An 11,557-nucleotide genomic window follows, 5' to 3' on the forward strand; every position below is an offset into this window, starting at 1 on the left:
AAACGGCTCGAACAGCGGCCCCGGTGTTCCAGCACCGGGGCCGCGCGCCGTTGAAGTCGGTCAATCCGGCTCCCCTCAACCCCGCCCGTACGACCGCCCCGCAGGGCGCCCGGACGGGCAGAGGAGGCAACCGGCCCGCAGCAGGCTGCGGAAGGTTGGGGTAGCGCTATACGTCACGCGAGAGACCCGCGTGGCCGCCTACTTGGCCGAGGAGAGGCGGCATGATCCCCATTCAGTTGTCAAGGAACGACCAGCGCAGGGCCCGCAGCGCGCGGCCAAAGCCGCCTTCAAAACGAGCAATCCCAAGCCAGCACCACCCGAGCCCGCCTGACCAACCTGGCTAGCCCGGTTCGGATAAGAACAACGTAGCCATCCTGGCTAGCCACGTCAACACCTGACTATCTTGGCTGTCCCAATCGAGCAGAGAGGCCGTAGCATCAAAGGCATGACGTTCACGCCTGAACCCCTGGACCCGGACGACGACCGACCGCCGTATGAGCAGGTGGCGAGCAGTCTGAGCGCCGCCATCCGGACCCGGAAGCTGGGCCCCGGCGACAAGATCCCGTCGCAGAAAGAACTGACGGAGGCGTACGGATTCGCGCGCGCCACGATCCAACGCGCTCTCCGTGAGCTGGAGGATGAGGGGCTGATCGTCTCCCGCAAGGGGAGCGGGGTGTACGTACGGAACCGCACCGAACGGCCGGCGGGCCTGCGGCCGTACGTGGAACAGGCCTTCGCTAGCGAGAACGTGTCGATCGACTTCGCGGGGTTCTCCAGCGAGACACTGCACGGGGCGCTTCAGGAGCCGATCGACAAGATTCGGATCGGGCGCCTGACTCCGTCGACCATCAACATCCGCATCCTGGTGCCCGACATGTCAGTGCCCCAGGCCGCCCCAGTCCGGCGCGAGGACGGCAGCGACGACCCGCGACTTCGGGCCCGTATGCACAACATGATGGTCAGCTTCACCCGAAGCATCGCCAACACGATGCATGAACTCAGCGTGCTCGGACTGGTCAGCGAAGCGAAGGTCAGCGTGCGCGTCCACAGCGGCACGCAGTTCTTCAAGCTCTACGTGATCAATCAGGAAGACGCGTTCTTCGGGTACTACCCGATCCGGCCGAACAAGGTCGTGACGCAGGGCGAAGCCATAGAGATCTACGACCTGGTGGGAGCGGACGCCACGCTGTTCCACTACTCGCTGAACGAGGGCGAGTCGTCCAGCGGAGCCCAGCAGGTGAGCCAGGCGCGCATGTGGTTCGACAGCGTGTGGGAGACCATCGGAAGGGACTTCGACCCGGATGGGAAGTAGCACCCTGGCGGAAGTACTCGGAGCCACACGAGCAGTGCTGTTCGACTTTGATGGGCCTATCTGCGACGTGTTCGCGGGCAGCCCGGCGCCAGACGTTGCGCGTCATCTCGCAGAGACTTTGGCGGAGTTTGACGCGGCACTGGGCAGCAAGGCTCACGGCACCGACGACCCGATGGAAATCCTCCGTCTTGCCCCGCAGGGCGGGGAATCTGCGCTGCGTGCGATCGAGGACGAGTTGACCAAAGCTGAGGTGACGGCCGTGCGGTTGGCGGGGCCGCCTATCGCCGGGGCTGTGGCTGCACTCGAAGGGGCCCGTGCCTCGGGCCGGAAGGTCGCCATTGTCAGCAATAACTCGGCGGACTGCGTCCGGGCGTTCCTGCTGTTGCACGGGCTCAGCCAGCTCGTGGACACGGTCGTTGGTCGTGCCCCCTACCAGCCGGACGCAATGAAGCCTGACCCTCACTCACTACTGGTGGCGGCCAGTGAACTAGACACGCCTCCGTACGACTGCACGCTTATCGGTGACTCGGTGACGGACGTGGAAGCCGCAAAGGCCACTGGCGGCCGCTCCGTCGGGTTCGCTAACAAACCCGGCAAGGGCCGGGCCCTCGCTGACGCGGGCGCCGATACGGTCGTCACGACTATGGGTGATGTGGCGGAAGGGCTCCGTCTCTGACCGTCCGAGCGGGGCGGGCATACCCCGCTTCGGGCCGTCCCTGGGCCGTCGAAGGGCGGCCCAGAGTGACAAACAACGACCGTTGACGACCGCTCGGCCGCAGGTCAGCGAGTCTCTCAGCCGGGTAACCCCAGGCCGTCATCTGGCCGCGCCAGTTCCTGCGCAACAAGAAGCAGGAGTGGGAGGAGTACCGGTCGGAGGTCACCGCGTTTGAGCTGCGGAAGAACCTGCCGGTGCTGTAAGGGGGTTCGGGCCCGAGTCGGCCCGGTCGTCCGCGGGGGCCCTGTGCGTCACGCGAAGTACTTCTGGGCCGCCCGCACCCCCTCGGCCAGGGCGTGGGCCTCCGTCTCCGTGTTGTAGAGGTAGAAGCTCGCCCTTGTCGTGGCCGGTACCGCGTAGCGGCGGGTCAGGGGGCGGGCGCAGTGGTGGCCGGTGCGGACGGCTATGCCTCGGTCGTCCAGGATCTGGCCCACGTCGTGGGGGTGGATGCCGTCCACCACGAACGACACCGCCGAGCCCCGGTCCGCGACGTTCCCGGGGCCGATGATCCGTACCCCCGGGATCTCGTCCAGGAGGTCCAGGGCCAGGGCGGTCAGGGCCTGCTCGTGGGCTGCGACCTCCCGCATGCCCAGCGCCTCCAGATAGTCCACCGCCGCCGCGAGGCCCACCGCCTGGGAGGTCATCGGGACACCCGCCTCGAAGCGCTGGGGCGGCGGCAGGAACGTGGAGTGCGTCATCTCCACCACCTCGATCATCGAGCCGCCCGTCAGGAACGGGGGCAGTTCCGCGAGGAGCGCGGCCCGTCCCCACAGGACTCCGACGCCGCTCGGGCCCAGCATCTTGTGGCCCGAGAAGGCCAGGAAGTCCGCGCCCAACTCGCCCACGTCCACCGGGCGATGAGGCACCGACTGGGCGCCGTCCACCACCACGAGGGCGCCCACCGCGTGCGCCCGGTCCGCGATCGTGCGGACGGGGTTGAGGGTGCCCAGGACGTTCGACTGGTGGGTCAGGGCCACGACCTTCGTCGACTCGTCGACCAGCTCCTCCAGGCGGTCCAGGTCGAGCCGGCCGTCGTCGGTCAGGCCGAACCAGGTGAGGGTGGCGCCGGTCCGTTCGGCGAGCTGCTGCCAGGGCACCAGGTTCGCGTGGTGCTCCATCTCGGTCACCACGATCGTGTCGCCCGGCCCGACACGGCCCGCGTGGCCGAGCCCGTACGCCACCAGGTTGATGCCCTCGGTGGTGTTCTTGGTGAAGACGATCTCGTCGGCCGCCGCGCCGACGAAGGCGGCGATCCTGGCACGCGCGCCCTCGTACGCCTCGGTCGCCTCGACCGACAACTGGTGGGCGCCGCGGTGCACGGCCGCGTTGTGGTGCAGGGAGAAGTCCCGCTCCGCGTCCAGGACTTGGAGCGGCCGCTGCGTGGTGGCGCCCGAGTCCAGATAGATCAGGCGCGCCCCGCTGTCGAGCGTCCGGCCGAGGATCGGGAAGTCCTCGCGCACCCGCTCCACATCGATGCCCGTCGTGCCGTGGCGCCGCCCCGTCGTGTGCGTGGTCATGTTCCGGCCCGCCCCTTCCCTCACGTCTTCGGACTTCATTTGCCGTTAGGTGACGGTAGAGCTTCTCACGGGCAACGGCAAGCGTTAGCATGAGAGGCGTGGATCATGACGCCCCCCACTACCTCCACCAGCTGCCGGTCCCCGGCGAGGAACGCTTTCTCTCCCTCGCCCTGGTCAACACCCGGTTCGCGCTCAGCCACGGCCAGGTCGACCTCCTTGAGGACACGGACGCCGCGCGGCTCTGGCTCGTACGGCATGAACTGCTCCCGGACCGTACGGTTCTGAGTGGGCGTCAGGCGGGGCGGCTGCGGGCGCTGCGTGAGGCGCTGCGAGAGCTGTTCGCCGCGCGGGCACAGGGCGCCGTGCCCGCGCCGTCCGCGCTTGAGGCGCTGAACGCCGCCCTGGCCGCCGCGCCCCCCACACCCCGCCTCGTGTGGACCGGGCGGGAGCCGCACCGCGCCGACGAACCCGACACCGCGAACCCCGTCGGGGCCGCCCTGTGCGCCCTCGCCGAGGACGGGGCCGACCTGCTCACCGGCGACGACGCCGACCGGCTCGCGCCCTGCGGCGCGCCGGGCTGCACCCGCTGGTTCCTGCGCTCCCACGCCGCCCGCCGCTGGTGCACCACCAAGTGCGGCAACCGGGTGCGGGCCGCCCGCCACTACGCCTCCCGCAAGACCTCCAGCTGAACCGTCCACCCGTCAACCCGTAGGCAGAACAAGGGAATTGGTCATGCCGTTCGTCACCGTCGAATACTCCGAGCGACTCGCCGCCACCTTCGACCGGCGGGCCTTCGCCCGTGAGGTCCACGAGGTCGCGCCCGCCCCGATCAACGCCTCCACCGAGGCCTTCAAGACCCGGTTCCGGCGCATCGAGGAGTCGTACTTCGGCGCTGACGAGGACGACCTCGACGCCGTCTTCATCCAGGTCGCCATCCTCTCCGGGCGTACCCCGGAGGCGGTCGAGAAGCTCGCCGGGACGGTCCTGGAGATCGCCCGCAAGCATGTGAGCGGGGTCGAGGGGCGGCGCCTGCACATCATGGTCGAGGCGCGCGAGATGGAGCGGGACTTCTACCGCGCGCACAAGGAGTAGCGCCAGCCTTCGCGGGGAGAAGGGCCCGCTCCCTGCCAGGAGCTGGGCCGCCCTCTCTGTGCGGGGCACGCACGCTTCAGCCCGCCCCGCGCCGCGGACGCCCGCCCCGCACCGGGGAGGCCCGCCCGCGCCGGGGAGGCCCGCTCCGCCCCCGCCCGGCGGCGTGTCAGGGCAGGTAGGCCGGGGCGAGCCCCGCCGTCAGCAGGCGGCTGGGCTTTCCCGTGCCGTCGGCCGGGACCGTGTACAGGTCGGTGCCGTAGTCGCCGGCCAGGGCGTAGGCCACGGTGTGGTCGTCCTGCCAGACCACCTGGTCGTCGACGCTGCGCGGCTCCGCGAGCGCGGTCTCCGCCATCGTCGCCAGATCGAGGGCGTACAGCCGCCAGGGCGCGTCGGCGGGCAGACCCGTCACCCGCTTCTTGTAGACGACGCGGGTGCCGTCGGGGGAGAGCGAGGGGCACTCGACGTTGGGGTGCAGGGAGGTCACCGTGCGCGCCGCGAGATCACCCCGTACCAGATAGGTGTGGCCGCCCGTCGCCATCGTCGCGTAGAAGTGCCGGTCGTCGTCGGCGAAGGTGACGCCCCAGAAGTTGGTGTCGGCGCTGTGGTGCTCGACGCCGTTCAGATACGCCGTGAACTCCTCGAGGGATGCGGTGAGTTGGCCGGTCCGGGTGTCGAGCACGGCCGTGCGGGTGGAGAAGTTGGTGCCCGCGTACGAGTCACCGCCCACGAACACCGTCCAGGCCGCCCAACGTCCGTCCGGCGAGACCCTGGCCCGGGTCGGGATGCCGGGGAGCGCGTAGTGGGCCCGCTCCTCGAGCCGGTCGTCGAGGATCACCGCGCGGTACGAGTCGGTCATCGTGCCGCGCTCGGCCTGGAGGCAGACGCCGGTGCCGGCCGCCGCGTAGAAGCGCAGGCACTTCACGCCCGAGGCGGTGCGCGGCCCCGCCGGGTCGCCGGCCGCGACCGTGGCCAGCTCGTCGCGGTGCGGGCCCCACGCCATGCTGCGGAACACGATCCTGGGCCCGGAGCCGGGCCGCAGCGACACGGTTCCCGCCGTCACGCGGGGGCCGTCGGAGCGCGGTCGGTTCTTCTGGTCCTCGCGGTCCGCGGCGTGCAGCACGGACGCGGCGGCGGCCGCGGCCAGGACCGCCAAGGCCGCCACGAGGACCAGGATCTTGTTGCGGAGCGTCACGGTCGGGCCTTCATGTCGGGTCGGGTCGACTTCTCGGGTCGGGTCGACTTCTCGGATCGGGCCTTCGTCTCGGGGGCCGAGGGACGGAGCAGGAACGCGCCCACCGCGCATCCGGCGAGGACGGCCGTCGCCGTGCCGAGGGCCGTGCGGTCGCCCCACGCGGTCCAGGCCGCGCCGAACGCGATCGAGCAGAAGAACCGGGCGAGCGCCTGGCCGGTCTGGATCAACGCGAGCCCGGAGGAGCGGAGTTCGACCGGGACGTGACCGGCGGCCGCCGCCATCAGGACGCCGTCGGTCGCCGCGTAGAACCCGCCGTGCAGGGCCAGCGTGAGGAAGGGCAGGGCCGGGCTCTGCCAGCCGGTCAGGAGCAACACGTACGCCAGCAGCAGGGCCATGTGCCCGCCGAGGAAGACGCGCCGGCGCCCCAGCCGGTCGGCGAGCCGGCCCAGGGGTACGGCGAGCAGCAGGAAGGCGGCGGCCGTGCCGAGGGGGAGCAGTGCGAACCAGCGGTCGGGGACGCCGAGCCGGTGCTGGAGCAGGAGGTAGACGAAGGAGTCGCTGACCGTGGCGAGCCCCAACAGCAATGCAGCGAGCGTCAGTTGACGTATCGGCCGGATGCGCAGAAGAGCCAGGGCCGCCTTGAGGGAGGCGCGCGGAGCGTCCTGGGGGAGCGCGGTCGCGGGGGTCCGGGAGGGGACGAACAGGAGCAGGACCAGGACGCCGACGGCGGCCACGCAGAAGCTGACCGTGAACACCGCGTCGTAACCGTCCGCCGCCTGACGCAGGATCAGGAAGGCGGTGAGCGGGCCGAGCAGTGCGCCCGCCGTGTCCATCGCCCGGTGCACGCCGAAGGCCCGCCCGCGTGACCGGGGATCGGAGGCGAGGGAGATCAGGGCGTCGCGCGGGGCGGTGCGCAGCCCCTTGCCGGTGCGGTCGGCGGCGAGCACGGCGCCGATCAGCGGAAGCGAACTCGCCACCAACAGAAGGGGTTTGCACAGTGCGGAGAGGCCGTAGCCGAGCACGGCGACCGTTTTGTGGCGGCCGCCCCGGTCGGCGAGATGGCCGCCGACGAGGCGGACGAGCGCGCTGAAGCCGTTGTACACGCCGTCGAGCAGACCGAAGCCGAGCGGGGACAGGCCGAGGCCCGTCACCAGGTACAGCGGCAGGACGGCGGTGACCATCTCCGAGGAGACGTCCGTGATGAGGCTGACGGTGCCCAGCGCGAACACGGTGGGGGCGATGGCCGAGCGCCGCCCGGCACCGGGCCGGGCGGCGTCCGCGGGAGCGGCGGGGGTGCCGCGACTGTCCGCTACGTACACGTCAGTTGGCCCAGATCCCCGTGATGTCGCTGGAGTTGGCGGCCTGCCCGGCGTGCGCGGTGCCGTACATGTCCTCGAGGGTGCGCAGCAGGTTGTAGTGGTTGTACGTCGCCGGGGACGAGGAGCCCGGCGTCACCTGCTGGCCGTACAGGACGGTGGGGATCTTGTTGCCGGAGAGCCTGTTGTCCTCGTCGAAGGTGACGACGAGCAGGCTGTTGTGGGTCTTGGCCCAGGTCGCGTACGCGCCCAGGTTGTTCTTCAGCCAGGTGTCGCCGGTGGACACCGAGCAGTCGTGCATGTCGCTGCACAGGTTCGGCGTGACGAACGAGACCTGCGGCAGCTTGCTGTAGTCGCTGGGGAACTGGGCGAAGGTGTACGCCGACGAGGTGGGCACGTTCGAGAAGCCGAACCACGGGTTGTGCTTCTGCGCGTACTTGCCGCTGGTGCAGGTGGTGGAGCCCTGGCTGGGCAGCGTCTCGTTGTAGCTCGCCCACGTCTTGCCCGCCGCGATCAGCTCGGAGGCGAGGTTGGGCGCGGAGGAGAAGCCGGGGGTCACACAGCTGTCGTCGGTGACGCCCTGCGTCGAGCCGGAGAACAGCGCGTAGTAGTTCGGCTGGCTGGGGTGGGTCTCGGCGTACGAGGCCGGGAGGCTGGCGCCGCCCGACTTCAGCGAGTTGATGTACGGGGCGCTGGAACTGCCGATGACCTGGTTGTAGGCGTGGTTCTCGAAGACCACGACCACGACGTGGTCGGGGGTGGGCACGGTCGTGGTGGCCTGGGCGGCGGACGCCTGGCCGAGGCCGGCCCACAGGCCCGCGGACGCGGCCGCGAGGCCTAGGGCGGACAGCAGGGCGGTGCGGGTGCGGCGCGGTCTGGGCTCGCCGAACACGGCTACCTCCGGGGTGGGGGACGGAATGCCCAGAGAGTAGGGGTGTTCATGTCAACCGGGAAGGTGGAAGTGGGTGAAGACCCGGGGAACGTCCCGTGCCCTCGGCGGTGGCGGCTGCGGGATCCGCCCACCGTCCCCTACGTTGGGGTGAATGACCAGCGCCACCCACCCTCCCGGTCCCGGCAGCCCCCGAACCCTTGATCGCAGCCCGTTCTTCGACAACGCCAAGTTCCTGCTGATCGTCCTGGTGGCGCTCGGCCACAGCTGGGAGCAGGTGATCACGCCGCAGACGCCGGTTCTCAGAGCCATGCACAACCTGGTCTACGGCTTCCACATGCCGGCCTTCATCCTGCTCTGCGGCTACTTCTCCCGCAGCTTCACCGGCCGGCCCGACCAGATCCGCCGGCTGCTCACCGGGGTGCTGCTGCCGTACCTGATCTTCGAGACCATCTACAGTTTCGTGTACCACTGGTGCCGCGGCTCGGACCTGGAGATCACCCCGGTCGCGCCCACCTATCTGTGCTGGTTCCTGCTCGCCCTGTTCGTGTGGCGGCTCACCACCCCGATCTGGAACGCGCTGCGCTACGCGGTGCCCATCTCGCTCGTCATCTCCCTGGCCGCGGGCACGACCCGGATCACCGGCGACATGGCGATGCCCCGGGTCCTGATGTTCCTGCCGTTCTTCGTCCTGGGCCTGCGGCTGCGTCCCGAGCACTTCGCCAGACTGCGCACCCGCACGGCCCGCTGCGCGGCCGTACCCGTCTTCGCCGGCGCCTTCGCGCTCGCCTGCCGGCTCTCCCCGGACCCGAACGACGACTGGCTCTCCAGCGATGCCGACAACACGCTCCTGCACGTCTCGCTCGGGCAGTACCTGCTGCTCAGGGTGGCGCTGTTCGCCGTGTCCGTGCTGCTTGTGGCGTCGTTCCTGGCGCTGGTGCCGGGCAGCAGGACCTGGATCACCGCCCTGGGCGCGGTCACCCTCTACCCGTATCTGCTGCACGGGATCGTGCTCCGCGTCGCCGAGTACTACGGCGCCTTCCGGGTGCTACGGCAGGCGGGGCTGCCGGGAACGCTGGTGCTCAGCGCCGCCGCGGTCGCGGTGGTCGTGCTGCTCTCGACGCCACCGGTGCGGGCGGCGCTGCGGCCCCTGGTGGAGCCGCGCCTTCCCCGGTGGCTGGTCCCTCCGGTGGAGGTGGCCGCGCCCGCGCCCGTACCGGCCGCCGCCGAGCGCGAGAAGTCGCTCGCGCGCTGAGGGGGGGCCGGCCCCGGCGGGGTTCGGTCGCCGAGCGCCCGCGGCAGGTTCGCGGTGGCCGGTGCGCGACCGTCAGTTCGCGGCGGCCCTCCAAGGAGCGGCCGGGCCGTTGCCGTTCGCGGTGTGGGTCCAGTACAGGCGGCCGTCCAGGCCGATCGCGGCGGCCACCGCGCTGTCGCCGTTCTGTACCGCGGAGGGCGCGCCGGTGAACAGGATGCCGGTGTCCGCCTTCCAGGCCGGGGCCACCGCGTCCGGCTCCAGGGCGGCGAGCGCGCCGGAGGCGGTGCGGCCCGTGACGAGCGGGCCCGCCACGCCGACCATGCCGTAGCCGGAGGTGTCGCCGAGGTCGGCGGGGGCGGACGGCGTCACGCCGTCGAACAGGACGCAGCGGACGTTGCCCGAGTCGGCCTGGCGGTAGTAGACGCGCACCCCGTCGCCGTCCGGGCGGGCGGACACGCCCGTCGTGTTCGGCGGGAGTCCGGTGGCCGTGGCACTCGTGGGCATCGGGGCGCCGGGCTCCGGCTGTGCCCAGGTCGACATCGTCCGCGGGGTGCTGGAGAAGACATGGACGCGGCCCGCGCCGTCGGTGGCCGCCACCGGGTCGCCGATCAGGTCGGCGCCGCCGAGACCGGCCCACGGGGTCCAGCCGCCGTCCGGCGTTCCGCTCGTGCTGTACAGCCGGCGGTCGCCGCCGCGCAGGAACACGGTGAGCCGGCCCGAGCCGTCCACCGCGGCCGAAGGCGTGGACATGTCGAAGACACCGTCGCTGCCGCTCCGCACCGGCGCGCCGAGCGAACGCCAGGGGGCGAACCCGCCGGACGCCGTCTGCACGGTGGCCACCACCTCACGGCGGTAGTCGCCGAGGTCAGCGCCGAAGAGGGTACGGGTGCCGAACACCGCGAGCCGGCCGTCGGCCAGGCGCACGGAGCTCACCCCGGGATCCAGGCCCTCGCCGGGCAGCACCAGGGGCCTGCCCCAGCTGCCGTCGGCGCCGGGCGCCTTGTGCCAGGCGGCGAGCCGCTGGTTGAGCACGCCGAACGCCCACAGGCTGCCGTCCTTGGCGCTCTGGAGCCAGGACGTGGAGTTGGTGCGGCTGTAGCGGACCGACTCGGCCCAGTTGTTGCCGTGCGGATGGGGCGCGACCTTGCGGTCGCCGCAACCGGCCGCGCTGGCGCAGTAGTTGTCCTTCGCGTTCGTCCAGGCGTACGTCTTGACGATGTCGGCCTTGGCGTCGGTGGCCGGCTTGGCGAAGGTGTGCGGCAGGTGGCTGGTGTTGTAGCCGTAGTAGGTCTGGACGCTGAAGTCCGGGTGGCCCGGGGAGTCGGCGTACTCCTTGAGGGCGGCCTGGGCGAAGCGGGCGCTGAAGATGTGGTCCTGGTGGTCGATGATCTTCTGCGGCTTGCCGTCCCGGCCCGGCGTCGGGTCGAGGGTGCGCACATGGGTCGGGCGGAACGTCTCCATCAGCCCCGCCAGCGTCTTGACGACCTGGTCCTTGGTGTAGCTGAAGGGGCGGGCCGGGGTGCCGAAGGCGAGCTGCGAGACGAGCGAGGCGGTCTGGCCGTTCCACAGGCCGCGCAGGCTGTGCGGCTGGTCGCCGAGGATCGTCTCGGACTCGCGCAGTTGCAGCCACACCAGACGGACGCCGGGGTGGCCCTCCAGGGTGTCCACCTCGGCGGTGCCGCCGCCGGCGGTGGGCAGCGAGGCACGGGACCAAGTGCCCGACCGGTCGCCGGTCGCCATCTGCGCGTACGCCCCGCGTATGCCGTTCTGGCGGGCCTCGGCGTACGCGGCCCGGTCGGAGGGGGGCCTCGGGGCGCCCTTCTTCAGCGGCGGCGAGTTCACGCCGTCCGCCTCGCCCGCGGTGACGTACACCGAGGTGATGGGGCGGCCCGAGCGCAGCGACTGGCCGGTGTCCGGGTTCATGAAGAACAGGTCGTCGTCCGGGTGGGCCATGATCTGCATGACCGAGCCGTCCAGCGGCCGCACCGGCCCCGAGGCCGCCATCGCGGGCGTGGCCACGGCGTTGCCCGCGCGGACGTCGGGGCCCTCGGTGTCGGACATGGCGAGTTCGGCGAAGACACCGCCCGAGACGAGGACGGCGGCGAGCGTGGCGCCGGCGACGGCGCCACGGCGGGAGAGCAGCGCGGAGCGCAGCGGCAGCCTGGACTTCATGGGTGCGGTCTTTCGGTACGGGCGGCCTGGGCGGCCGGTCGGTGCGTGGGAGCACGTCCTCGCCGAGCCCGGTCGTGAGTGCTCGATCAGATGTGGT

At 71.2% G+C, this 11,557-nt stretch carries 10 protein-coding genes and 1 pseudogene; 6 read left to right on the plus strand and 5 right to left on the minus strand.

What is annotated here, in order from left to right; all coding sequences use genetic code 11:
* The first annotated feature begins 445 nt into the window (after window positions 1–445).
* From DWB77_RS27075 to DWB77_RS39645, 3 genes and pseudogenes are all read left to right on the plus strand, one after another.
* Window positions 446–1,312: a winged helix-turn-helix domain-containing protein gene (locus DWB77_RS27075; RefSeq protein ID WP_120723942.1), complete on the plus strand. Its 867-nt coding sequence runs from the start codon at window positions 446–448 to the stop codon at window positions 1,310–1,312.
* Complete coding sequence (locus DWB77_RS27080; protein ID WP_120723944.1) at window positions 1,302–1,988, plus strand: HAD family hydrolase; 687 nt, start codon at window positions 1,302–1,304, stop codon at window positions 1,986–1,988. Before DWB77_RS27075 ends, DWB77_RS27080 begins: the two co-directional genes overlap by 11 nt.
* 155 nt (window positions 1,989–2,143) lie before the next feature.
* Window positions 2,144–2,230, plus strand: a pseudogene (locus DWB77_RS39645) (glutamine synthetase); the annotation flags it as partial.
* Between the two features lie 48 nt (window positions 2,231–2,278).
* Here the strand turns inward: DWB77_RS39645 and DWB77_RS27090 are convergent.
* A complete protein-coding gene (locus DWB77_RS27090; protein ID WP_120723946.1) occupies window positions 2,279–3,544 on the minus strand; it encodes a cysteine desulfurase in 1,266 nt (421 codons plus the stop codon).
* 89 nt (window positions 3,545–3,633) lie between these two features.
* Here DWB77_RS27090 and DWB77_RS27095 point away from each other — a divergent pair, with 89 nt between their 5' ends.
* Together DWB77_RS27095 and DWB77_RS27100 are read left to right on the plus strand one after the other, a co-directional pair.
* Window positions 3,634–4,233 carry a CGNR zinc finger domain-containing protein gene (locus DWB77_RS27095; protein WP_174248630.1) on the plus strand — a complete coding sequence of 200 codons (600 nt, stop codon included), beginning with the start codon at window positions 3,634–3,636 and terminating at the stop codon, window positions 4,231–4,233.
* Window positions 4,234–4,276: 43 nt separating this feature from the next.
* Window positions 4,277–4,636 (plus strand): 5-carboxymethyl-2-hydroxymuconate Delta-isomerase, encoded by a 360-nt coding sequence (locus DWB77_RS27100; protein WP_120723950.1) that lies wholly within the window; start codon window positions 4,277–4,279, stop codon window positions 4,634–4,636.
* A gap of 166 nt (window positions 4,637–4,802) precedes the next feature.
* Here DWB77_RS27100 and DWB77_RS27105 read toward each other — a convergent pair whose 3' ends face one another.
* From DWB77_RS27105 to DWB77_RS27115, 3 genes are read right to left on the minus strand one after another with little or no spacing between them, the layout of a single operon-like run.
* A complete protein-coding gene (locus DWB77_RS27105) occupies window positions 4,803–5,828 on the minus strand; it encodes a TolB family protein (RefSeq protein ID WP_120723952.1) in 1,026 nt (341 codons plus the stop codon).
* Window positions 5,825–7,147, minus strand: a complete 1,323-nt coding sequence (locus DWB77_RS27110) for an MFS transporter (RefSeq protein ID WP_120723954.1) — start codon at window positions 7,145–7,147, stop codon at window positions 5,825–5,827. Before DWB77_RS27110 ends, DWB77_RS27105 begins: the two co-directional genes overlap by 4 nt.
* Before the next feature lies 1 nt (window position 7,148).
* On the minus strand, window positions 7,149–8,036 hold the full coding sequence (locus DWB77_RS27115; RefSeq protein ID WP_120723956.1) for an alkaline phosphatase family protein: 888 nt from the start codon (window positions 8,034–8,036) through the stop codon (window positions 7,149–7,151).
* A gap of 151 nt (window positions 8,037–8,187) precedes the next feature.
* Here DWB77_RS27115 and DWB77_RS27120 point away from each other — a divergent pair, with 151 nt between their 5' ends.
* Window positions 8,188–9,288 carry an acyltransferase family protein gene (locus DWB77_RS27120; protein WP_120723958.1) on the plus strand — a complete coding sequence of 367 codons (1,101 nt, stop codon included), beginning with the start codon at window positions 8,188–8,190 and terminating at the stop codon, window positions 9,286–9,288.
* 72 nt (window positions 9,289–9,360) lie between these two features.
* On the opposite strand, the gene DWB77_RS27125 is transcribed toward DWB77_RS27120, so the two are convergent.
* Window positions 9,361–11,460, minus strand: a complete 2,100-nt coding sequence (locus tag DWB77_RS27125) for a PIG-L family deacetylase (protein WP_120723960.1) — start codon at window positions 11,458–11,460, stop codon at window positions 9,361–9,363.
* Window positions 11,461–11,557: the final 97 nt, after the last annotated feature.

It is taken from the genome of Streptomyces hundungensis (assembly GCF_003627815.1).
GTDB lineage: Bacteria > Actinomycetota > Actinomycetes > Streptomycetales > Streptomycetaceae > Streptomyces > Streptomyces hundungensis_A.